Raw genomic sequence first — 21967 nt, 5'->3', positions numbered from 1 at the left:
CTGACCGACAACACCACCGTCACCATCACCGCCACCGGCCTACAGCCCGGCAGCGTCTACCACCTCGGCCAGTGCGCCGCCGTCCGCCCCGACGCCTTCGCCTGCAACGCCGCCACCAACGTCGACGTCACCGCCTCCGCCACCGGCACCCTCAGCAAAACCCTCACCGTCCGCACCGCCTTCACCGGCAGCGCCGCCGACGGCACCACCTGGCCCATCAACACCGCCACCACCCCCACCGTCATCGCCGTCTTCAACAACGCCTTCGACGGCGGAACCACCCCCCTGTCCTTCTAACCCCACCACCACAACCACCTGACCCCAACCACCCACCTGACCCCACCCACCCACCTGACCCCAACCACCCACCCACCTGACCCCAACCCGCCAACCCGCCAACCCGACCCCCGCCCCCCCGACCACCTGTGCCGGACCGCCCCCCACGGTCCGGCACAGGCATTTCCCATGTGACATGACTGCGAGCCCCATTCCTTACGGGAAGCGGCCCCGGCCCCGGCCTGCGCCGGCGGGAGTGGCCGGGCTCCGGGTGTCCGTAGATTCCGCATTTTGGAAGATGCGCCGCCTCTCGACCGCGCGTGATGATGTCACCGTCCGGCGTGTTCGGCGTCGAATGCGCGTCGCCCGGTTCTCTGTCCGTGAGCGGTAAGCCTCCGGGGAGGCGATGAATGCGCGATCAGGCAGTGCCGCACGCGAGCCCCCCGGCTGCCGTCCCCGCCGTACAGGACCGCTGCGCGACCGTGAGCGCGCGTGGCGGTCGCCCAGGTTGCCCGGGCCTGCTGGGACCCTTCCTTGAAGGGACGCGCATCGGGCGGGAGGTGAGACAACGATCATCCGCCGCGAACTCCGACGCCGGCCAGGGGCGCTTCCTGTGGAAGGCCCTTGTGCCCGGAAAGTTTCGCACTCAACTGTAAGAAGTGAAAGGACCTAGTTTTCTATGAAATTTCGCACGGTAGTCATACTCAGCGGAAAGACCACAACCGGCATCCAAGTTCCGCAGGAGGTCATCGAGAGCCTCGGGTCGAACAAGCGGCCGCGGGTCCAGGTCACGATCAACGGTTACACCTACCGCAGCAGCGTGGCGCCGATGGGAGGGGGGTACATGCTTCCCATCAACGCCGATCACCGCAAGGGCGCGGGCGTCGCCGGCGGCGAGGAGGTGGACGTCGAGATCGAGCTCGACACCCAGCCTCGCGAGGTGACGCTGCCGCCCGACCTCACGGAGGCGCTCGACGGCGAGGCGGACGCCAAGCGGTTCTTCGACGGCCTGTCCTACACCCAGAGGCTGTCGTTCGCGACCTGGGTCGAGAGCGCGAAGAAGGCCGAGACCCGGCAGCGCCGTCTCGAGGAGACGGTCACCATGCTGCGAGAGGGCCGTACCCGGCGCTGAGCGCGCGGTAGACGACGGGACGCAGGATCGCACCGGTGGTACGGCAGGCCGGGCCGGGTGCGCGCACCCGGGGGCCGCCCTTCCGGTGGGTCCGCGTCCCTTGCGGACAGGCGCTCTCATCGCGCTCCGCGGGTCCGGGCGAGCACTCTCGTCGCGTTCCACGGGCCGAAGGGCACGGGGCGCTGAGACGCGCGGAGGCCTGCCGACATGGAGGGCCCGGCCGGAGCGGGCGGACCGTCGCACGAGAGCGACGGAGGGGTCCGGCCGGCGGCTCAGGACCGGGCGGTGCCTGCGGACGGCCCATCCGGGGCCTGGATCACCGTGGCGTCGGCCGTGAGGTCACGCGCGCCGGTAGGTCAGGGCGACGGCGCCGGTGGAGAACTCCCTGGAGCTCAGGAGTTTCAGATCGATCGGATCGGTGAACAGGGGCAGCCCGCTGCCCAGCACGCGGGGATGGACGATGAGCCGATACTCGTCGACGAGTCCCAGCCTCGACACCGACTGCGCGAACCTCGCACCGCCGGGCACGAAGATGTCCGTGCCGGGCCGCTGCTTCAGCTGCGAGATCTCTTCGGCGACGTCACCTGTCGCCAGCCTTGAGTTGTTCCACTCGACCTTCTCCAGTGTCCTGGAGAAAACGACTTTGGCCGCGTTGTTGATCAGAGGGGCGAGCCGGTCGGTCGAGTACGGCCAGTGCCCCGACTGTTCTTCGTAGTTGACGCGGCCGAGAACGTGCGTGTCCATCCGGCTCAGCGAGTCGATGGTCCATTGCGTGAGGTCGTCGTCCATGTCCGGGAAGATCCATTGCAGATCTCCGTCCAACCGCCCGACAAATCCGTCAAGCGAGACATGCATTAATAGAACGACTTTCCTCATGAATCAGATCTCCTGTCCTTTTTTCGGTCCGGAGCCGGACCGGCGCGGCTGTGCTGGGCTACCCGTTCACGCCAATGATCAACCCGGTTTCCCGGGTTGATCATTGGTTTTATGCCTAATGGTGCAGGTCACATTGTTCTACGGTCGCCCGGCCCCGCTTGAGGTGAACTCCGGCGCCGGCTTTCCGGCTTCGGAGGTGGCGACGCTCGGTGCGGTCTTTTTCTTGCCAAGCCGGTCGGTGAGTTTGAGGATCGGACGTTCGAGGACGTAGTAGCTGATCGTCGCGATCACGATGGTGCCCACCACCGTGGGAATCAGCAGCTCCCAGAAACCGAACTTGCCCAGCAGGGCCTGCACGGGGACAGTCTCGCCGAAGATGCTCCCGCTCTGGAACACGAGATACATGACGGCGAAGTGCCAGAGGTAGAGGCCGTAGGAGATGCGCCCGAGGAAGCGCAGCGGCCAGTTGCCCAGCGAGACCTCCATCAACCGCGAGGACGCGCCCGGCACGACCAGCGGCACCATGACCAGGAAGGAGAAGATGAGCATCAGCGCGGAGCGGATGACCGCGGCCTCCGGCGAGAGCCAGTCGGCCGTGCCCGGGATGGAGAAGGGCTGGGCGCAGTTGATGACATAGGGCACCAGCGCCGCGAGCCAGAACAGGTTCGGCCGCCTGGTCGCCCAGCTGAAGAACTTGGGCGCCTTGTCCGGGGACACCTCGGTGAGGACCGACCACACCGCCATCGCCATGCCGATGGCGAACAGGCCGGACACGCCGAACGGGTAGAAGAACTGCGGCGGCCAGGGGCCGAAGCTCGAGTTTATGTAGAGAGCCCACCCGAGCTGGACCACCACGAGGAGGCCGAGCGGGATCAGCATCCGGCGCGCCTTCCGCGCCGGATCGGCGACACCGCGCGCGAGGCGGTGCATGACCCAGGCGATGATCGGCAGCGCGACGTAGAACTGGGTCTCCGCCGGTACGGTCCACGCCACGTCGAGACCGGCGTACCAGTGGAAGTCGTAGATGTGCATCAGCAGGAACGGCCGCAGCACGTCCCAGACCCCGGTGATGCTGGAGAGGTTGAGCACGATCAGGCTGAACGCGCACAGCACCCAGAAGGCCGGCAGGAGCCGTGAGGCGCGCCTCACGAAGTAGATCCCCAGCCTGGGCTGCGGGGTGCCGGCCAGGGTGGCGCGGGCGAACGGCCGGTAGAGGAACAGGCCGGACATGATGAAGAAGGGCCCGATCGCGCCTACCTGCCCCGCCCAGAGAATGGACCAGATTCCCTCGGTGGGCGGGCCCGCGGAGGACGGGAGAACGAATGTGGAGAAAGCGACGTGGGTGGTGACAACGATCATCGCGCACACGCCGCGTATCCCGTCGAGCGACGCGATACGTTTCTTATCTGGTGTCTTCACGCTGGGCCCACGCGCGGGTGTCGCCATAGCATGCTCCTTTCTGAATCATTTGACGTGCCTAGTGTTGACCCGAGCGCTTTCTCCGGCATCTCCTGTATTGCGGAATTGATGGTGTGCCGGCATGGCGGCGCGGCGCGCCGTACGGGCGCATGCGGAAGGGCCGCCGGTGCCGTCGGCGCAGGTTACGGATGTGTCGGCGCGGCCTCGGGGCCGGTCGGGGCGCCCAGGTCGGAGAGCTCCGCGCCGAGCAGGTCCATGGCGGTCACGAGCTGCGCGTCGGACAGGTAGGGCGCGGGACCGAACCGCAGATACTCCCCGCGGCTGTCGGTCCGCACGCCCCGCGCCGCCAGGCCGGCCTGCAGGCGGGCGGCGTGGGGTGACCGCAGCGCGAGGAACCCGCCGTACTCCTCGCGTGAACCCCGACGGTCGCGGGTGATCAGGCGGTCGGGCGCGTCGAGCGCGTCGAAGCGCTCGGCCAGCAGGCTCACCTGGCGCAACGAGACCTGGCGGAGGAATTCCGGGGTCAGGCCGTGCTCGGCGAAGAAGTCGAAGACGCGGGCGGCACGGTAGTGACTCGTGGGGTCGTAGGTGGACCCCGCGAAACGCGCGGCGCCGGCCGGATAGCCGACGGATCCCGCGCGATGGTCGCCGGCCAGCTCGGCGAACTCCGCGAACCAGCCGGTGATCACCGGCCGCAGCGTGCGGGCGTGCTCGGGCATCCGCAGGAAGCAGTTGCCCTCACCGAGCTGGAGATACTTGTAGCCGCCCCCGACGACCCACGCCGTCTCGATCCCGGCCGTCGGGAACGGCACGGCGCCCAGGGCGTGGTAGGCGTCGATCAGCAGCTCCACGCCCCGCCGCCGGCAGGTCCGGGCGAGCGCGTCGAGCCCGGGAACGATCCGGGAGGTCTCGAACAGCACAGCCGACACCAGGACGGCGGCGGTCCGGTCGTCGACGGCGTCGGCCATGCGCGCGGCGAGCGTGTCGGCGGGCTCGGCGGCGACCCTGACGACCTCGACGCCTTCCTCGGCCAGCCGGGCGAGCTGCCGCCGCAGGGTGTGGAACTCCCCGTCGGAGGTGACCAGCCGGGGCCGGTCCCGCAGGTTCAGGGCCGACAGGAAACGCAGCACGAGTTCATGCGTGCTGCCGCCGAGGGCGAGCTCGGCGGACGGGTCGCTGAGGAACAGGCGGAAGCCGTCCCGGACCCGCTCGGCCTTGTCGAAGGCCTTGCCCCACTTGTCGTCCACTTCGAGGGCGGCATCGTGGAACGCGTCGAGCTGACCGGCCAGCGCGACGTCCGGCCACGCCTGGTGCGAGTGGCCGGACAGCAGCAGGCGCCGCGACACGTGGAACTTCGAGTAGTGCGGCGCGAGCCACGGCGACAGGTCGGTCACAGCCGGCCCCGTACGGTCCACAGGTCGGGGAACATCGGTGTGGACAGGGTCGCGCGCAGGTAGGCGGCTCCGGAGGAACCGCCGGTGCCGGACTTGTCGCCGATGATCCGCTCCACCATCTTCCCGTGCCGGTAGCGCCACTCCTGGATGCGCTGGTCGAGATCCACGAGCCCCTCGCAGACCTCCGCCGCGACATCGTCGTCGTGGTAGACCTGCAACAATACGCCCTGCAACTCCACCGACGGCTCCATCGGCAGCGACACGTCCCGATACAGCAGGTCGTGCGGCACCGGGTAGCCATGGACCACGAGGTAGCCGAGGAAGGAGTCGAAGAGGGTGGGCCGGTTCATCGCCGACTCGATCCGGTAGCGCTCACCGCTCCCCTCCAGATAGCGCTCGAACGCCCGGTGATCGCGCCGCCCCAGCACCGCCTCGATCTCACGGAACTGCGCGGACTGGAAACCGCTCGCGGTGCCCAGGCTGCCCCGGAAGCTGGTGAACTGGGAAGGGGTCATGGTCTCCAGGACGTCGATCTGGGTGATCACGGATTTCAGAATGCCCAGTGACCGGCGCAAGGAGTGAAGGACGTGCGCGCTGTCGCCGAGGGCCAGCTGTCGCTGCAGGCCGGCGAACTCGTGCAGCAATTGTTTGAACCACAGTTCGTGCACCTGGTGGACGACAATGAACAGCATCTCTTCATGCTCGTCCGAGTGCGGCCGCTGGGCCGTCAGGATCTCATCCAGCGCCAGGTACGAGGAGTACGTCAAAACGGGGGAGTGGTCGACGATCACGGCTTCATCAACCTCCACAAAAGGCAGGCATCGCGGCCGGTGTGAACGCGATGTACGGCACATGGAAACAAGCGCGGCCCCCGCACGGCAGCACCGCCGGGGATCCCCCCCCGGGGCCCCGGCCGCGCAGGTGGCGGCTTCGCGTGGAAGCCGCGGCGATGGCGTTCAGGGCCGTTGAGAAACACGCCGTCATTCCATAGCGTCAGGCTACGGCGGATGACACCCCACAAAAAAGAGATTACCGAAATAAGGGTAGGATCAGCAATATGAGAGAAAAAGGGCAGTCGTTATCAAAGCGGATGCAATTCCCGGGGCCGTGCGCTGAATCCGGCCCCGGTTCCCCGTAGGGCATCGCGGGAGACGCGTCGCGGGCGGTCTGGTGCTGTGACCGTAGCCGGGGGGCATCGGAGCCGGCCGCCGCGCCGTCATGCGGCTTCGGCCAGCTTGCGCGGGTGGATGTCCTGGTGGGGCTGGTGGGAGAGGCCGCGGGACATCTCCTCCAGGGCCCGGCGGTCCAGCTTGCCGGACGCGGTGTGGGGAAGCCTGTCGACGAACTGGACGTCCCGCGGATACTTCTGCGGGGCCAGCCTCGACCGCACGAAGGACTGCAACTCCGCCGCCGTCACCTCGCCGTCGGACACGACGTAGGCGCGTGGCCGGGTCAGCCCCGCCACCTGGTAGCCGACCAGAGCGCACTCCACCACGGACGGATGCGCCATCAGGCAGTTCTCGATCTCCGCGGGCGCCACCCAGATGCCGCCGACCTTCAGCAGGTCGTCCGCCCGGCCCCGGTAGTAGAAGAAGCCCTCGGCGTCCCGGGTGACCAGGTCACCCGAGCGCACCGTGTGCTCGGCGGTGAACGTCTCGGCCGACTTCTCGGGCTCCTGCCAGTACTCCAGCGCCACCGCCTCGCCGGTGACCTCCAGGACCCCGACCTCGCCGTCCGGCACGGCCGCGCCGTCCCGGTCGACCACCCGCGCGCTGTACCCGGCAACCACCTGGCCGAGGCTGCCGGTCCGGGACCGGCCGGGCCGGTTGGACAGGTAGATGTGGTAGGCCTCGGATGAGCCGATCCCGTCGATGACCTCCACGCCGAAGGTGTCCATCCACTTGCGGTGCAACTCCGCGGGCAGGGCCTCACCGGCCGACGTGCACAGCCGCAGCGAGCTCAGGTCCTGGTCGGCCGCCTCCGGATGGGCGACCATGGCGCTCATCATGGTCGGCACGTTCACCAGGATCGTCGGCCGGTGCTTCGCGATCAGCTCGAAGATCTTGTCCGCCGTGCTGCGTTCCGGGAACGCGATGCCGGCCGCGCCCACGCCGAACGGGAACAGCGCGGTCAGGTCGCGGGAGTAACCGAAGAACAACTTGGGAACCGGCAGCACGATGTCGTCCGGCCGGATGTCCAGCACGCCGCGGGCGTACCCCTCGAAGCTCAGCAGCGGGCTCCGCGCGGGCAGCACGCAGGCCTTGGGCGCACCGGTGCTGCCCGTGGTGAACTTCCAGATCGCGACGTCGTCGCGCGTCGTCGGGGCGGGATCGAGCTCGGGCGGCTGCGCCGCGACCAGGGTCTCGAAGTGGTGCTCGCCGTCGCGCAGGTCGTGCGGCGGCACCCCGACCACCAGCAGCTTCCGCACCCCCGCCTCGCGCAGCCGGTCCAGGGTGACCGCGTCCGCCACGACGATCGCCGGCGACGCGTAGTCCACGTAGTAGCGGTAGTCCTTCGGCTGCAGATACGTGTAGACCTCGGCGGTGACGGCGCCGATCTTCTGCGTGCCGTACCAGGTCGCGACGGACTCGGCCCCGTCGCTCAGCGCGATCAGCACCCGGTCGCCCTGCCGCACTCCCAGCGCGTGCAGCGCGTTGCCCACCCGGTTGGCCAGCGCCGTCAGTTCGGCGTAGGTCGTGTGGCCGGCGCCGGTGATCAGTGCGGTCCTGTCGCCGATGTTCCGGTCGAGGAAGTATTCGGCGATGTTGAATTCGGGGTGGTCGATCTGGCTTTCGAAGGGGGAAATGATCGGCAAGGTGGCTAGAATCGTCATTTTCTTAAACCTTTTTCTCGAATGTCGATTTGTCCTCGCACAATCAACGGTGCGCGCCGCGGAGCCGCCGGACCAGGCGAAACGGAGGCAGCAAGTTGGCCGCCGATGACAACTTCCTGCCATCCGGATGCCGGACGTTCCGCCGCGCGACGGGTGGGAGCGGGGGCCGGGATTTCACGGCCGTTCACGCCGGAGGTCCGGCAATGTGGAAGACGGCGGATTCCCTCCGGGTTCTTAGGCTTGAGGGGCAACCCGTGCCGGTTCGAGAGGGAGGTGGCCCGATGTGCATGGCCTCACTGGGCGGCCCCTCCGGAGCCCCGGCGGCGCCGCTCGCCTGTCCCCACGCGTACGGCGGGCCCGCCGGGCGGGCACTGAGTCCCCGGGAGACGGGCGAGCGGGTCGAGGAGATCTGGAAGAGCGCGCTCGGTCTCTCCGGCGGCGAGACGGACGCGACGTTCCGGGAGCTGGGCGGCCGGGCGATCGCCGCGGTCCGGATCGTCGCCCGCATCGAGGACGACCTCGGCATCCGGGTCAAGGCCGGTGACCTGTACGGTCACCCCCGCCTGGACGCCTTCACGCGCCACGTCGTGGCGGCGGGGCAGGCCGCTCGCCCGTGGCCGTACGGGGGCAGTACGATCTCCGCATGGCTCTCCCCGACGTGCTGACCCGTCCGGCCATGCCTCCTGACCGCGTCATCGGCTACGGGGACGATCCCGAGCAGATCATCGATGTGCGGTCCGCCACGAGCGAGCCGGACGCGCCCGTCGTCATCCTGCTGCACGGGGGGTTCTGGCGGGCGAAGTACGACCGGGTCCACACCCGCCCCATGGCGGACGATCTGGCGGGCCGCGGGTATGTCGTGTGCACTCCCGAATACCGCAGGCTCGGCCAGCCTGGCGGTGGCTATCCGGGCACGTTCGACGACGTGGCAGCCGCCGTCGACGCGATCATGGGTGACCTCCCGGCAGCGGGAGGCGTCGTCCTCCTCGGCCACTCGGCCGGCGGGCATCTCGCCCTCTGGTCGGCGCTGCGTCACCGGTTGCCCGTCACCTCACCCTGGCACGCGAGCCTGAAGATCCAGGGCGTGGTGCCGCTGGCCGGCATCTCCGACCTGGGCTGGGGCATCGACGCCGGCATCGGCGGCGGCGCCTGCTCCGACCTGCTGGACGGCCGCCTCGCCCTGCTGCCCGAGACGGACCCGATCCGCCTGCTGCCCTACGATCGCGGCCGCCTCGTCCTCGTGCACGGCACCGAGGACGCCCAGGTCCCCATCGAGATCAGCCGCCGCTTCGCCGAGCGGGAGAGGTCCGCCACGCTGGTGGAGCTGGAAGGACTGGATCACTTCGAGTTGATCGATCCGCTCTCGCCGGGATGGCCGTCGGTGGTCGAGGCGATCAGGTCGATCGTGGGACCCGGCGGCCGGGTCGAGTAGCCGGTGGCGACCGCCCGGACCCGCGTCGCACGAGGTTGAGTAGCCGGTGGCGACCGTCCGGACCCGCGTCGCACGAGGTTGAGCAGCCGGTGGCGACCGTTCGGACCCGCGCCGCACGAGGGGGACGGGACGCCGCGAGGCGATGAGGGCTCTCCACGGGATGGACGGGAACCGGCCGGGGTGTGGTCAGGTGCCCGGCGCGTCCGCCGAGGCACGTCTCCACGCTGATCCGGCGGCGATTCCCGCACGCTTTCCGGGGTTCTCCCGATCCGGGTAAGGGCGACCCGGCCGAATGAATAGGGGTTGTCGCCGGTAACGCGTCGGCCAATTCTGATGGCGTCGGCTCAACGCGATCGATATGTCGTCGGTCTGTTGTCGAGTGTCTTTTCCAGGATTTCACGCCGCTGACGGTGGGGTCCATTCGTTGTGACGGGGTGTGAGCGGATGGCCGTGGCCCGTGAGGACGAGTTCTCGCGTTATGTCAAGGAAGCCAGGCCGGCGCTGCGGCGGACCGCCTTTCTGCTCTCGTCCGACTGGTACGAGGCCGACGATCTGGTGCAGCGGACGCTGATCGCCCTTCACCGGCGGTGGGACAGCCTTGAGCGCCGCGACAGGATCGCCGGTTACGCTCGCACGGTCATGATCCGGATGATCATCAGTGATCGCCGGTCCCGCCGGTGGTCGCGTGAGGCGCTGCCGGGAGTGCTTCCCGAGCCGGCCGCGGCGCCGGATCCGTACGCGCTCCTGGGGGACCGGCTGGTCCTGATGCGTGCCCTGGCCGTTCTCGGGCCGCGTCAGCGGGCCGCGGTGGTCCTGCGCTACTGGGAGGACCGCAGCGTGGAGGAGACCGCGCGGGTGATGGGGAGCGTGGGCTCGACGGTGCGCAGCCAGACGGTGCGCGCCCTGGACATCCTCCGCTCGGTGCTCCAGACCGAGGCGTACGGCCCGGCGGGCGGGCCGGTTCCGGCGCCGCGGGGGGACGGGCCGAGAGGGTAGGCCGGGGTGCCTCCCGGCGGCGGCGGGTCGCTCCACTGAATCTCCGGAAAAATTATCCGATGTTTTTCGGAAAAGCCGGAACGACTTATTCGAGAGCCTGCCGGCGTGTTATAAAGATATCCGCCAAACCGTTCCGCGGCCGGGATCGGAGAATATTCTCCGCCGCCATCGGGCCGACGATTCCGTGCCGTCCGCGATGTCTCTTCTTCCAAATTGCTGCATAGTTGTTTTCGCGTTGACGCTCCCCGCCGCAGGCGTGTTGTATTGGTCTTGTGTCAGCACCATGTGTGATCTACGACACGAATTGAGGTGCTGGATGCCGGGGAAGCCCGGCTCGCGGCCCTCGCTAATGGCAGGACCCTTCCGGCGGCGGCAGGTGGCCGTGGGCCGGAGGGCTTCACCATGGGCCCTCAGGGGGCCGGGACGCGTGGCGAGGAGGGACTGATGGCGCCCACACCTGGAAGCTCTCGGTCAGCGGTTTCAGGGGCGTCGTGGTCGCCGGTGGCTCTGGAGGGAGTCGCCGAGTGCCTTGGGGGGGAGGTCCATCTCGCGTACGCGCAACGGCCGGTGTCCGGGGTCGTCACCGTCGCGGCGGGTTTCTCCCCGGACGCCGCGATGACCAGGGCGGAGTTGCGGGCCACCGCCATGGACGCCCTGTACCGGATTCCCGACGGTGTCGCGCGCCCCTGTAGCGGCGACGACGGCAGAGAGCTGTGCCTGGCCGACTTCATGCCGGAACCCCCCGCCGACCGTCGTTCGAGCGTCGCCGGCGTCGGCCTGCTGAGCCGGGAGCGCTACCTCCTCCCGGCCGAGGTCGTATGGATGGGCGAACGGGACTGCCGGGTGGAGCCCACCGTGGTCGGCGTGGTTGACGACCGCCCCGACGGCGCCTCCGGCGCGATCGCCGACCTTCTCGCCCATGACGTGGTCACACGCTGGTGGGCGAGCCCTCGGATGCCGCTCCTGAGGGTCTCCGAGCACCTGGAGAGGCTGATTCCCGAGAGTGTCGCGTCCGCGGTGTCCGCTCTCGGGCTGTGGGTGTCGGTGTTCGTGCTTCCCGGCCCCGATTTCCAGATCGCCGTCGTCGGCGTCAGCGGAGAGGGGACCACGATAGCCACCGCCGCCGCCCGGTCGGTGAAGGCGGCGGTCGGCGAGGCGTTCCTGCGCGCGGTGGCGGCACGGGCACAGCCCTGGAACACGCTTCCGGTGGCCGACTCCCTGCGCCGCCTGACGGTGTGGCACCGTGAGGCCGACTACCTGGCCTACCTTGAGCGCTCGGCCGTCGACGCGGATCCGTCGGTGGCCGACGAGCCCGTCACCCGGGACGGAGCGCTTGGCTGGGCCGACATCGCCTCCCGCCGGTTCGGGCACGAACCGGTCCTCGTCGGCTTCGGGGCATTCGACGACCCGGTGAAGGTGGTGTGCCCCGGCGCGGCCTGTTACCGGACCGTGCCGCCCGGCACGACGCTTCCGTGCCCCGTTCCCTGAGGACGCGCCGCTCTTGCGGCAAGCGCCGGACCCCTGAGGACGGGCCGGCCGCGCATCCTGACGTGCTCGGCCCGGCCGGTGCTCAGCCGGACCCCTGGGGGCGGGCCGGCCGCTCGGAAGGCGCCGGTCTCCCCGGGTTCTGTCCCGTGGAGCGCCGAACGCCGCGTGCGGACCGGAAGGTGGCGACGATCTGACATGTCCACTGTCCGCCAGGCGCAGTCGTAGCGCCGCCGATCTCTCCTTGACGAAGCTTCGTTCTGCCGGCGTCACCCCCCTGCCGGCAGAAGGAGAGCCCCCCAATGCCCATCAGACCTGGAACGGCACTGCTCAGTGCCGCCCTCGCCGTCGCGGTTGTCGCGGCCGGCACCGGAAGCGCGCACGGCGATTCGCCGGCCCCCGTCACCGGGGTCACCGGCATACCGGCGCCGACGACCACCACCGCGCGGGTCACCCTCATCACCGGCGACCAGGTCACGGTGACCAGCCAGGCGGGCAAGACCGTCTCGGTCGACGTGACCCCGTACAACCGCCCGGCCGGCGACATCCGTACCTTCACGGTCGGCACCGACGTGTACGTGATGCCGAAGGAGGCCGAGCTGCTCGTCGGCTCCGGCCAGGTGGACAGGCGACTGTTCAACGTCACCCAGCTGATCGCCCAGGGCTACGACGACGCGCACAGCGAGTCGATCCCGATGATCGTGCGCTACCCGGAGAACGCCGCCAAAAAGGCCGGTGAGCCGAGCGCGCCCGACGGCGCCCGGATCACGCGGAGCCTGCCGGGTGTCCGCGGAGCCGCCGTCACCGCGGACAAGAAGCAGGGCGACACGTTCTGGGAGGCCGTCGACGACGACACCGCCAAGGCGGGTACCCCCAAGGCCCGGCTCTCGGGCGGCATCCAGCGGCTCTGGCTGGACGGCAAGGTGAAGGCACTGCTCGACAAGAGCGTGCCGCAGATCGGCGCACCCGAGGCCTGGGCCGCCGGATACGACGGCACCGGCGTCAAGGTCGCGGTGCTGGACACCGGCGTGGACTCCAAGCATCCCGACCTCGTCGACAGGATCGCCGACAGCCGCAGCTTCGTCCCGGACGAGGCGGTGCAGGACGGTCACGGCCACGGTACGCATGTCGCCTCCACGATCGCCGGCTCCGGCGCGGCGTCCGGCGGCAAGTACAAGGGCGTGGCGCCCGGCGCCAAGCTCCTTGTGGGCAAGGTGCTCGCCGACGAGGGCGGCGGCATGGAGTCGTGGATCCTCGACGGGATGACCTGGGCCGCCCACTCGGGCGCGAAGGTCGTCTCGATGAGCCTCGGCGGCCAGGAGGGCGCCGACGGCACCGATCCGATGGCGATGGCGGTCAACGAGCTGACCGCCGAGACCGGCGTGCTGTTCACCATCGCCGCGGGGAACAGCGGGCCGGGGGCGACCACGGTGGGCTCACCCGGCGCGGCCGACGCGGCCCTGACCGTCGGCGCGGTCGACTCCGCCGACGCGATCACCGACTTCTCCAGCCGCGGTCCCCGCGGGGGCGACGGCGCGCTCAAGCCGGAGATCACCGCCCCCGGCTTCAAGATCGTGGCCGCCCGTGCGACCGGCACCTCGATGGGCACGCCGGTGGACGGTACGTACACCACCGCGAGTGGTACCTCCATGGCCACCCCGCATGTGGCCGGCGCGGCCGCGATCCTCGCCCAGGAGCACCCGGACTGGACCGCCGCGCGGCTGAAGAGCCAGCTCATCAGCACGGCGAAGACCACGTCCGACACACCGGTGCACGCCCAGGGCGCCGGCCGCGTAGACGTGAGCCGCGCCGTCCGGCAGCCGGTCTCCGGGCCGGGAGTGATCGACTTCGGCCTCGCGGACTGGGACTCCGGCAGCGGTCCGGCCACCAAGCAGATCGACTACGTCAACGACGGCGACCAGCCTGTCACCCTCACGCTGTCGGCCAAGGGCGCGGGCGAGGACCTGCCGGCCGGGGCGCTGACCCTCGGCGCCGAAACGGTGACCGTGCCCGCTCACGGCACCGCCGCGGCGAGCGTCACCGTCGACACGGCCGCCACGGCGGCGGGCGCGCACGGCGCGCACGTCACCGCCGCCTCGGCCGACGGCCAGACGGCCGTGACGACGGCGGTCGGTTTCGTCAGGGACGTGGAGCGCTTCGACGTCACCCTCAAGGTGCTCGACCGGGACGGCAAGCCGACGACCGGCGTCGCCGTCGTCCACGACTTCGTTCTGGGGAAGCTCGGCCTGCCGGACATGCACGTGCCCGGGGAGGACGGCACCGTCGTGGCGCGGCTGCCCCGCGGCGAGCACGCCTTCATGGCGGAGATCTTCCACTACAGCGCCGACGGGAACCGCGTCTGGGAGTACACCTACGGCGGTGAGCCGGGCACCCTCATCGACTCCGACCGGACCATCACGTTCGACGGCGGCAAGGCCGGCCCGGTCACCGTCGACACCCCGAAGCCGAAGCAGACGGACAGGATCCGGCTGGGCCTGGCCATGCGGAACTCGACCGCCACGAACGCGTACGGCGTCGAGCAGTGGATGAACGGCGAGACGAAGGTGTACTCCATCCCGTCGCAGATCACGAGCGACCACTTCGAGTCGCGCGTCGGATGGTCGCTCAGCGCGCCGGAACTCCGGGCGCGGGTCGTCGGCCACGGCGGAGGACCGATCGAGCCGGCGTACTTCCGGGGCAGGGCCGGCTCGGCGCGCATCGACGGCACGCGGGTACTGCCGGCGGTGAACGCCGGCACCGGCCGGCCGCAGGACTACGCCGGGCAGGCGGTCCAGGGCAGGCTCGCGCTGGTGAAGCGCAGCCCCGGCCTCACCCCGCAACAGCAGGTCGACAACGCCGCGGCGGCCGGCGCCGGCGCGGTCGTCGTCTACAACGACAACCCCGGCGACTGGGGTGCCGACAACTGGAGCACGACGGCGACCAAGATCCCGGCGATGACCCTCTCGGGCGCGCAGGGTGCCCGGCTGGCGGAGTCGGCGACCCATGGCAGGGCCAAGGTCGAGCTCACGGGCACGGCGGTGAGCCCGTACGCCTACGAACTGCTCAAGTATCGGCAGGGCGGCATCCCCGCCGACCAGCGGTACCGGGTACGCGCGAACGAACTGGCCACGGTCGAGTCGTCGTTCCACGCCTCGGCGCCCGGCACGGAGGCCGGGTACGCCCGGCCGATGGTCTCACCGATGCAGACCATGGCGTACCTGGTCTCCAACCGGACCGTCCTGCCGCGAGCCCGCACCGAATACGTCACGGCCGACGTGAAGACCTGGGAGGCGATGCAGGTCGGCACCGTATGGGAGTCCGGCCAGGCCTGGCAGCAGACCGCGCCGACGGTGCTCAAGGCCGGCCAGCGGGTGTCCCGAGACTGGAACAAGGCGGTGGTCCGTACGGCGCTGCCGAACGGGCTGGACAAGTCGGCCGTCCGGACCAATGGCGTCGGCATGGTGATCGCGAGCGGTCTGCTCGACACGGCGCCCAACCAGTGGATCACGGGCCGTGCCTTCACCGACAAGGAGCGGGCCACGGTGTACCGCAACGGTGAGCTGCTCGGATCCGCGCCGTCGGCGGCCGTCGCCTTCCCGATGGTGCCGGAGCGCGCCGCCTACCGCGTGGTGGTCGACGCGCAGCGGGACCAGCCGTGGTGGACCACCTCCACCAAGGTGAACACCGACTGGACGTTCCGCTCCGAGGAGGCCGGCGCCAGTACACCGCTGCCGGTCCTGTCGGTCGACTACGACCTCGATGTCGACCAGGCCAACAGCGCCTCGGCGCGTTCCGCGACCCAGGTCGGGCTCGGCCTGCGGTACCAGAAGGGCGAGGCCGGCCCGCGGATCACCGAGGCGAAGCTGTGGACTTCCTACGACGACGGCACCACCTGGCACCCGGTGAGGCTCGCCGCCAAGGGTGACGCGGCCTTCACCGGCACGATCAGGAACCCCGCGTCCGCGAAGGCCGGCGGGTTCGTCTCGCTGCGGGCACAGGCCACCGACGCCGGCGGCAACACCGTCCTGCAGACCGTGACCCGCGCCTACCAGTTGCGGCGGTAACCCGACGGGCCGGGGCGCCTCCCTCCGCGCGGCGGAGGGGGCGCCCCGGCGCCGTTCGGATCACCTCACGAGGGGATCATGCCGGACCGGGCGGCGTACCAGGCCAGCTGCATGCGGCTGTCGGCTCCGGCCAGCTTCATCAGCCGGCGGATCCTGCGTTGCACGGTGCGCTCGCTGGTGCCGAGCCGGCTGGCCACCGTCTTGTCCGGCATGCCGGACAGCAGGTACGTCAGCAGTGCCACGTCGACGTCGTCCCATGCGGAAACCCCCTCGGTCACACTCGTGGCGGTGAGCCGCAACGGCGTCGCCGCCTGCCAGACCCGCTCGAAGAGCGCCACCAGCAGGTGGACCAGGGACTGCCCCCGGACCAGGAGGAAACCCGGTTGGACGCTCGCCTGGTCGAGCAGCATCGGCAGCAGCACCGCCTCCTGGTCCACGATGATCATTTTGCTGGGCAGCTCGGCGGCGATCCTGATCTCGTACCCGCTCTTGAGGAACCTGCCGATCTCGGCGGGCGCCCGCGGATCGTCGAGAGCGGCGCGTTCGTACACGTAACGGTAGGTGGGCAGCGCGTTGGTGGAGTCGTCGAGGTTGACGTCGAGCACGTACGGAGGCCGGAAGAAGGCCAGTACCTCTCGTCTGGCGCCGCGCTCCATGTTGTCGACCCAGGTGGTGAGCTGTTCCGGTGTGGTGAGCGCCTCGATCTCACCCGCGGGCGAGGCGGCTCCCATCCGGTAGACCTCCGCCAGCTCCGCCAACCTGCCCTGCACCTGTTGCAGCGCGGCCTGCCGCTGCGCGATCAGCGTGCCGAGCCCGACGTCGGGCGGTACGACCATGTGCAACCCGCTGTCGTCGCGGGTGGCCAGGCCGAGCGCGACGAGTCGGGCCACGGCGGCTGTCACGGCCGCCACCGGCATGTCCACCACTTCGGCCATGTCGGAGACCGTCATCCGGTGACATCGCAGGAGTTCGACGTAGACGGTCTCCTCCTGCTCGCTGATCCCCAGCCTATTCAGCATCTTTAATCACTTTCTGACCACATTGCATCATTTGTCCCGTGGCTACTATGCCCCGTGTCCGGCCGCGGGGATCATCCAGGCGATCAAGGAGTGCGCGTTCTCCGTCCGGGCCGATGCCGTTGATGGCAGGCGGGCGCGCCGGCCGGCCGGGCCTTAGGTGCTGTTCCGTGGATCATCTGAGCCGGAGCGGTAGACAGGCGATGGTCAGGGCCGATCGGTGGTGGGTGGCGAGCTTGTCGGCCTCCGGGGAACGCCAGACGCTCAGGTGGTGAATGCGGCCAGCAGGTCGTCCAGCCCTGCCTTGACGCGCTCGGCCGTCACCCCGCGGCCGCGCAGGCGGTGCGCGAGCAGCGGGGCGGCCAGCGGGGCCAGCAGGGCGTCGGCCAGGACGTAGGCGTCGGCGCCGGGCCTGGCCTGGGCGATGAGCATCGACAGGTGGGCGTGGTAGCCGTCGTAGGCGCCGCCGAAGCGGGCGAGCGGGGCCGCCGTCTCGGCCATCAGCAGCAGATCCAGCTGCTCCACGGTCCTGTCGGTCAGGGCGTGCAGGAAGGCGCGGATGCGGGCCGTCGCCTCGGCGCCGGGCCCGAGTGGTGGCGGACCCTCGATGAAGGCCGCCTGGAACTCGCGCTCCCGCTCGTCGATGAGCGCGTAGGCCAGCCCCGAGCGGTCGCCGAACCGGCGGTACAGCGTGCCGACGCCGACTCCCGCGGCGGTGGCCACCTCCGCCATGGACAGCCCCTCGACGCCGTGGGTGGCGACGATCCCGGCGGCGGCGGTGAGGATCTTCACCCGGTTGCGCGCCGCGTCGGCCCGCTCGCGTCGCGGGCTCGTGATGCCGTTCACGATCACAGGGTACTGGACGGCTTGCAAACGGAATCAGTTCCGGTTTATGTTTAAGCGGAACTGATTCCGTATGAGGGAGACATCATGACACGCAGGGTCGCGCTCGTCACCGGGGGGAGCCGTGGGATCGGCGCCGCCATCGCCGTGCGGCTGGCCGCCGAAGGCGCCGACGTGGTGATCACATACGTGCGCTCGGCGGAGCGGGCGGCGGCGGTCGTCAAGGAGATCGAGGCCGCCGGCGCCCGCGGGCTGGCCGTGGCCGCGGATTCCGCCGACGCCGGTGCGCTGGTCGCGGTGGTCGAGCGTACGGTCGCCGAGTTCGGGCGGATCGACATCGTGGTCAGCAGCGCCGGTATCGCCCCGTTCGGACCGCTGGAGGAGGTGACGCTCGCCGAGGTCGACAACACCCTCGCGATCCATGCCCGCGCCTCTTTCGTGCTGGCTCAGGCAGCCGCCCGGCACATGGGCCCGGGTGGCCGGATCATCTGCGTCGGCAGTAGTTTCGTCGAGCGCGTGCCGTACCCGGGGTGGACCCTCTACGCGATGAGCAAGTCCGCGCTGATCGGCCTGACCAAGGGCCTGGCCAGGGACCTGGGGCCGCGGGGGATCACGGCCAATCTCGTCCATCCCGGTTCGACCGACACCGAGATGAACCCGGCCGACAGCCCGGAAGCGGCGGAGGAGCGACGCTATACCGCCCTCGATCGTTACTGCAGCCCCGATGACATCGCCGCCACCGTCGCCCATCTGGCGGGCGAGGGCGGCAGGAACATCACCGGCGCCGCCATCACCGTCGACGCGGGCACCACGGCCTGACCGCCATGGCCTGGGCTCTGCTCTTCGTGGCGGCCGTGCTGGAGATCGTCTGGGCCACCGCGCTCGAACGCTCAGACGGGTTCACCCGGCTCTGGCCGACGTTCATCGGGGTGACGACGGCGGTCTTGAGCTTCGTCATGCTCACCTTCGCGCTCAAGACCCTGCCCATGGGCACCGCGTACGCCGTCTGGGTCGGACTGGGCGCGCTCGGAGTCGCCGTCGTGGGCATCGCCGCCCTGGGCGAAAGCGCGGCACCTGCCCGGCTGGCCTGCCTGGCGCTCATCTTGATCGGCGTCATCGGTCTCAAGCTCCTGGACGGGTGAAAGATCGGGGCCGTCTGATCTCGGGGATTCTCAGAGGGCAACCCACATGAGCCAAAATCCAGATTGAGTGAATCTTGGATTGGTTTCCGCAGGTGGAGAACATCGGGAGGCCGTTGTTCGCCCCAGGCCGGAGCCCGCACTGCTGCGTCACGGCCTGGAGCTCCCACAGTGACGAGCCGCCACTCAGTTCGATGGGGGTTTCGGGCTTATGCGGGCTGCTCCCTCCGAGATTTCCGACGGTAGGTCTTCCCGCAGTCGAGGCAACGCAGCCTCGTCCGCACCGACAGGGCCCCCGCCACCGCGAAAACCCATTTGTCGCCGGTGCGACGCCCCTGGAAGGATCCTGCCCCATGAGCCGCCCCGTCATCTCCGAGATCCCGACCGACCCCGTGACCGTCCCCGACGCCGTCACGGCGCTCGCCGGCGGCGACACCGTCACCCCGGTGTGGCGCAACGAGCTCGGCGGCCTCACCTTCCGCCTGGAGGACGGGCGCGGCGGCGGCAGGTATGCCAAATGGGTCGCCGCCGGCACCCCGGAGATCGACCTCCCCGCCGAGGCCGAACGCCTGGCCTGGGCGCGGCGATGGGCGACCGTCCCGCGAGTCATCGAGCACGGGACGGACGCCGACGGCGCGTGGCTGGTCACAGAAGCGCTCCCCGGCCGCTCGGCGGTGGACCCCCGATGGATCGCCGACCCGGCGACCGCGGCGGCCGCGATCGGCCGAGGACTGCGCCTGCTCCACGACGTTCTGCCCGTGGAGCGGTGCCCGTTCGACTGGAGCGTCGATCGACGGCTCGCGCGCGCCGACGAGCGCATCGCCGACGGAGAGGGGCCGGCCGACTGGTTCCCCGAGCACCGGCACCTCGATCTGGACAGGGCCCGGGCGCGCATCGGCGAGCCGCCCACGATCGACCACCTGGTCGTCTGTCACGGGGACGCGTGCGTCCCCAACACCCTGCTGCACGACGACGGCACGTTCGCCGCACACGTCGACCTCGGTTCGCTCGGGGTGGCCGACCGGTGGGCCGACCTCGCGGTCGCGGCCTGGAGCACCGAGTGGAACTACGGCCCGGGCTACGACGGCATCCTGTACGACGCCTACGGGATCACCCCGGATCCGGAGCGCATCGCCTATTACCGCCTGCTCTGGGACATGGCCTAACCGGTTGAGCCGGCGAAGTGCACGACCTTTCCCGGTGGCACGCCCGCAAGCCACGCTTCGGTCGGCCCGATCGCGTCCAGCGCCCGCAGGTGCGCCAGGCGGGCCTTGAACTTGCCGAGTGCGGCCGACTGGGCAGGGGTTTTCATCCGGTCGAAAGTCGTGGCATCACCCCAGCTTCTTCAGCCTGACGGCCTGCCTGAGGAAGACGACGCCGTCGATCATGTCGAGCTGGGCCGGGTCCAGCGGGAAATAGGCGAAATCGTGGGAGACGCGCGGGGCGGGCTCCGTGATGGCCTCGGCCAGGCGGCGGGCGTCGATGAGCGAGTGGTCCCACGGGAGCGTGGACAGGAGGCCCTCGACGGTGTCGGAGGGCGGGGTGTCGTCGCCGACCGTGCCGAGGGCCGAGGCCAGGAAGGCGTACCGGTCGCCCAGGTGCGTTTCGGCGATCGCCCCCGCGCTCCACCACTCCAGCGCCTGGTCGCCGAACGACATGAGGCTCTTGTTCCGTTGCAGGTGGAGGTTGTGGGTGAAGACCAAGGCCGGGCCGTGCTCGGCGACGGCACGCAGGTTGGCGGCCATCATCGCGTCCCGCAGGCCCGACAGCCTGGCTATCCGGGCCGGGGACGTGTCGGCCATCCAGTGGTGGTAGCGGAGCAGGCCAACGGCGGTGCGCCCGTACAGTGCCGCCCGCTCCCTGTCCTCCGCGCTCAGCCGCGGCGCCTGGGTGTCGAGCAGCGCCACCAGGTCGTCGGCGATCAGCCGCAGTTGCTGGGCCTCAGCGGACTGGCCGATCGACTGGGACGGGTCCATGACCGTGGCCTCGTTCGTCCACCGGTCGTCCGGGCCGAGCAGCGTGTCGAGGGTTTCCAGCGTGCACGGGAGCGGGCCGTCGAGGAGGGCGTGGAGAGCGGTGAGCGCCTGGCGCGGGCTCGCCGCCCAATACTCCAGCGGCCCGTCGAAGCCGAAGAACCGGAGCTTTTCGTCATGCTCCTCGTTGTAGGCCCGCATCCAGCGCACGAGCTTACGGTTGGCCGGGGACTCGCCGAAGCCGTGGCTGAAGCCGCGTTCCATGACGTCGTCGAGCGTGCCCGCGCCCGTCGTGATGTGGTCGTCGACCACGAGGCCCATGAGGCAGTCGCTCTCGATGGCGAACGACCGGTAGCCCTCGTGCTCGACCAGATGCCGGAAGATCTCGTTGCGCAACTCGCCCAGTTCCCCCACGAAGTGCCTGGCCTCGCCCAGGCCGAGCAGCAGGGGCTTGGCGGGAAGCGACCGGAGGAACCCCGAGATGCCCGCGCCGTCGAGTGGCCGGGCCGTGTCCTTGATATCCATGCCTTCAACGGTATCTCTGAACACTCGGTGTAAACTTTTCCCGGAAATCCCCGCTATCGTCGCGATGAACCTTCAATCGTCGATGCATCCACGAGGCCGGTGGGCCCGGCACGCGCCAGGTCGATCATGCGGGCGGTCGACCGGGGTGCCATCGAGGACGTGCGGTCCGGGCGCGGACCGCACGGAGCGCGGAGCCCCGGCGAGGCCCGTGCGCGTGGTCCGCTCGCAGCGTTCAGCGTGATCTGGCGTGGAACCCCGGGCGTTTACGCCCGGGAGGAAACGACAGCGCGGGAGGGCCTCCAGGTCCGATCGGTGCCGTGACAGTTGGTTCACGTGAGCTGCTCAGCCCGGCCGTTTCTGGTTCTCGAGGTACTCCTCGATGATCGACGGCGGGGCGCCGCCGCATGAAGCGGCGAAGCAGGGCGAAGGAGGGCGGGGACCAAAAGTGCCCGCCCCGCAGATAGGCGTGAAGACCACGTGGGCGTGAAGGCTGTGGACGACGGTCCGGCCTCTGCGGATATCGGGGTTCGGTTCCCATCACGGTGACATGGACCGAATGATAGT

At 69.9% G+C, this 21967-nt stretch carries 19 protein-coding genes; 10 read left to right on the top strand and 9 right to left on the bottom strand.

All coding sequences use genetic code 11. The annotated features are described in order from the left end of the window. Together BM085_RS41585 and BM085_RS41580 are read left to right on the top strand one after the other, a co-directional pair. A partial coding sequence (locus BM085_RS41585; protein ID WP_245789999.1) for an enediyne antibiotic chromoprotein occupies positions 1-297 on the top strand: 297 nt, incomplete at its 5' end. 658 nt (positions 298-955) lie between these two features. Continuing rightward, positions 956-1408, top strand: a complete 453-nt coding sequence (locus BM085_RS41580) for a YdeI/OmpD-associated family protein (RefSeq protein ID WP_031166583.1) — start codon at positions 956-958, stop codon at positions 1406-1408. Between the two features lie 339 nt (positions 1409-1747). Here the strand turns inward: BM085_RS41580 and BM085_RS41575 are convergent, their stop codons facing one another. The 5 genes from BM085_RS41575 to BM085_RS41555 form a co-directional block, all read right to left on the bottom strand. Continuing rightward, positions 1748-2284, bottom strand: a complete 537-nt coding sequence (locus tag BM085_RS41575; protein WP_093892231.1) for a dihydrofolate reductase family protein — start codon at positions 2282-2284, stop codon at positions 1748-1750. 138 nt (positions 2285-2422) lie between these two features. Continuing rightward, a complete protein-coding gene (locus BM085_RS41570; RefSeq protein WP_093892230.1) occupies positions 2423-3730 on the bottom strand; it encodes an acyltransferase family protein in 1308 nt (435 codons plus the stop codon). Positions 3731-3885: 155 nt separating this feature from the next. Then, complete coding sequence (locus BM085_RS41565) at positions 3886-5097, bottom strand: PLP-dependent aminotransferase family protein (RefSeq protein WP_093892229.1); 1212 nt, start codon at positions 5095-5097, stop codon at positions 3886-3888. Beyond that, positions 5094-5951 carry a tryptophan 2,3-dioxygenase gene (locus BM085_RS41560; protein ID WP_245789997.1) on the bottom strand — a complete coding sequence of 286 codons (858 nt, stop codon included), beginning with the start codon at positions 5949-5951 and terminating at the stop codon, positions 5094-5096. The genes BM085_RS41565 and BM085_RS41560 overlap by 4 nt, the downstream gene beginning before the upstream one ends. Before the next feature lie 362 nt (positions 5952-6313). Further along, the gene (locus BM085_RS41555; RefSeq protein ID WP_093892227.1) at positions 6314-7930 is read right to left on the bottom strand and encodes a benzoate-CoA ligase family protein; all 1617 of its coding nucleotides are present in this window, start codon (positions 7928-7930) and stop codon (positions 6314-6316) included. A gap of 281 nt (positions 7931-8211) precedes the next feature. Between BM085_RS41555 and BM085_RS41550 the strand changes: the two genes are divergently transcribed. The 5 genes from BM085_RS41550 to BM085_RS41530 all read left to right on the top strand — a co-directional run bounded on the left by BM085_RS41550 (position 8212) and on the right by BM085_RS41530 (position 15907). Then, a complete protein-coding gene (locus BM085_RS41550) occupies positions 8212-8595 on the top strand; it encodes an acyl carrier protein (RefSeq protein WP_218158981.1) in 384 nt (127 codons plus the stop codon). Continuing rightward, a complete protein-coding gene (locus tag BM085_RS41545; protein WP_093892226.1) occupies positions 8574-9362 on the top strand; it encodes an alpha/beta hydrolase in 789 nt (262 codons plus the stop codon). The genes BM085_RS41550 and BM085_RS41545 overlap by 22 nt, the downstream gene beginning before the upstream one ends. 444 nt (positions 9363-9806) lie before the next feature. Further along, positions 9807-10358, top strand: coding sequence for a SigE family RNA polymerase sigma factor (locus tag BM085_RS41540; protein ID WP_093892225.1), 552 nt, complete (start codon positions 9807-9809; stop codon positions 10356-10358). A gap of 501 nt (positions 10359-10859) precedes the next feature. Further along, on the top strand, positions 10860-11846 hold the full coding sequence (locus tag BM085_RS41535; RefSeq protein ID WP_143121322.1) for a hypothetical protein: 987 nt from the start codon (positions 10860-10862) through the stop codon (positions 11844-11846). Positions 11847-12145: 299 nt separating this feature from the next. Continuing rightward, complete coding sequence (locus BM085_RS41530; RefSeq protein ID WP_093892223.1) at positions 12146-15907, top strand: S8 family peptidase; 3762 nt, start codon at positions 12146-12148, stop codon at positions 15905-15907. 65 nt (positions 15908-15972) lie between these two features. Here BM085_RS41530 and BM085_RS41525 read toward each other — a convergent pair whose 3' ends face one another. Together BM085_RS41525 and BM085_RS41520 are read right to left on the bottom strand one after the other, a co-directional pair. Beyond that, complete coding sequence (locus BM085_RS41525; protein WP_093892222.1) at positions 15973-16926, bottom strand: helix-turn-helix domain-containing protein; 954 nt, start codon at positions 16924-16926, stop codon at positions 15973-15975. A gap of 261 nt (positions 16927-17187) precedes the next feature. Next, positions 17188-17769, bottom strand: coding sequence for a TetR/AcrR family transcriptional regulator (locus tag BM085_RS41520; protein ID WP_245789996.1), 582 nt, complete (start codon positions 17767-17769; stop codon positions 17188-17190). Between the two features lie 84 nt (positions 17770-17853). Here BM085_RS41520 and BM085_RS41515 point away from each other — a divergent pair, with 84 nt between their 5' ends. From BM085_RS41515 to BM085_RS41505, 3 genes are all read left to right on the top strand, one after another. Then, a complete protein-coding gene (locus BM085_RS41515) occupies positions 17854-18585 on the top strand; it encodes an SDR family NAD(P)-dependent oxidoreductase (protein ID WP_093892220.1) in 732 nt (243 codons plus the stop codon). Positions 18586-18590: 5 nt separating this feature from the next. Then, on the top strand, positions 18591-18908 hold the full coding sequence (locus BM085_RS41510) for a DMT family transporter (protein ID WP_093892219.1): 318 nt from the start codon (positions 18591-18593) through the stop codon (positions 18906-18908). A 350-nt stretch (positions 18909-19258) separates the two neighbouring features. Next, positions 19259-20071, top strand: coding sequence for an aminoglycoside 3'-phosphotransferase (locus BM085_RS41505; RefSeq protein WP_093892218.1), 813 nt, complete (start codon positions 19259-19261; stop codon positions 20069-20071). Here BM085_RS41505 and BM085_RS45095 read toward each other — a convergent pair. Both BM085_RS45095 and BM085_RS41500 read right to left on the bottom strand, forming a co-directional pair. After that, positions 20068-20217: a hypothetical protein gene (locus BM085_RS45095; protein ID WP_177245537.1), complete on the bottom strand. Its 150-nt coding sequence runs from the start codon at positions 20215-20217 to the stop codon at positions 20068-20070. The genes BM085_RS41505 and BM085_RS45095 overlap by 4 nt on opposite strands. 19 nt (positions 20218-20236) lie before the next feature. Next, the gene (locus BM085_RS41500) at positions 20237-21403 is read right to left on the bottom strand and encodes an erythromycin esterase family protein (RefSeq protein ID WP_093892217.1); all 1167 of its coding nucleotides are present in this window, start codon (positions 21401-21403) and stop codon (positions 20237-20239) included. Positions 21404-21967 lie beyond the last annotated feature (564 nt).

It is taken from the genome of Streptosporangium canum (genome assembly GCF_900113865.1).
In the GTDB taxonomy this organism is placed as follows: domain Bacteria; phylum Actinomycetota; class Actinomycetes; order Streptosporangiales; family Streptosporangiaceae; genus Streptosporangium; species Streptosporangium canum.
This window is presented reverse-complemented; position numbering and strand designations above follow the sequence as displayed.

Bases quoted from the DNA above. Each gene is read 5' to 3' on its own strand.
- BM085_RS41515 (WP_093892220.1), top strand. From the start codon at position 17,854: ATGACACGCAGGGTCGCGCTCGTCACCGGGGGGAGCCGTGGGATCGGC.
- BM085_RS41500 (WP_093892217.1), bottom strand. From the start codon at position 21,403: ATGGATATCAAGGACACGGCCCGGCCACTCGACGGCGCGGGCATCTCG.
- BM085_RS41575 (WP_093892231.1), bottom strand. From the start codon at position 2,284: ATGAGGAAAGTCGTTCTATTAATGCATGTCTCGCTTGACGGATTTGTC.
- BM085_RS41580 (WP_031166583.1), top strand. From the start codon at position 956: ATGAAATTTCGCACGGTAGTCATACTCAGCGGAAAGACCACAACCGGC.
- BM085_RS41530 (WP_093892223.1), top strand. From the start codon at position 12,146: ATGCCCATCAGACCTGGAACGGCACTGCTCAGTGCCGCCCTCGCCGTC.
- BM085_RS41545 (WP_093892226.1), top strand. From the start codon at position 8,574: ATGGCTCTCCCCGACGTGCTGACCCGTCCGGCCATGCCTCCTGACCGC.
- BM085_RS41555 (WP_093892227.1), bottom strand. From the start codon at position 7,930: ATGACGATTCTAGCCACCTTGCCGATCATTTCCCCCTTCGAAAGCCAG.
- BM085_RS41570 (WP_093892230.1), bottom strand. From the start codon at position 3,730: ATGGCGACACCCGCGCGTGGGCCCAGCGTGAAGACACCAGATAAGAAA.
- BM085_RS41525 (WP_093892222.1), bottom strand. From the start codon at position 16,926: ATGCTGAATAGGCTGGGGATCAGCGAGCAGGAGGAGACCGTCTACGTC.
- BM085_RS41560 (WP_245789997.1), bottom strand. From the start codon at position 5,951: ATGTGCCGTACATCGCGTTCACACCGGCCGCGATGCCTGCCTTTTGTG.
- BM085_RS41550 (WP_218158981.1), top strand. From the start codon at position 8,212: ATGTGCATGGCCTCACTGGGCGGCCCCTCCGGAGCCCCGGCGGCGCCG.
- BM085_RS41540 (WP_093892225.1), top strand. From the start codon at position 9,807: ATGGCCGTGGCCCGTGAGGACGAGTTCTCGCGTTATGTCAAGGAAGCC.
- BM085_RS41505 (WP_093892218.1), top strand. From the start codon at position 19,259: ATGAGCCGCCCCGTCATCTCCGAGATCCCGACCGACCCCGTGACCGTC.
- BM085_RS41510 (WP_093892219.1), top strand. From the start codon at position 18,591: ATGGCCTGGGCTCTGCTCTTCGTGGCGGCCGTGCTGGAGATCGTCTGG.
- BM085_RS45095 (WP_177245537.1), bottom strand. From the start codon at position 20,217: ATGAAAACCCCTGCCCAGTCGGCCGCACTCGGCAAGTTCAAGGCCCGC.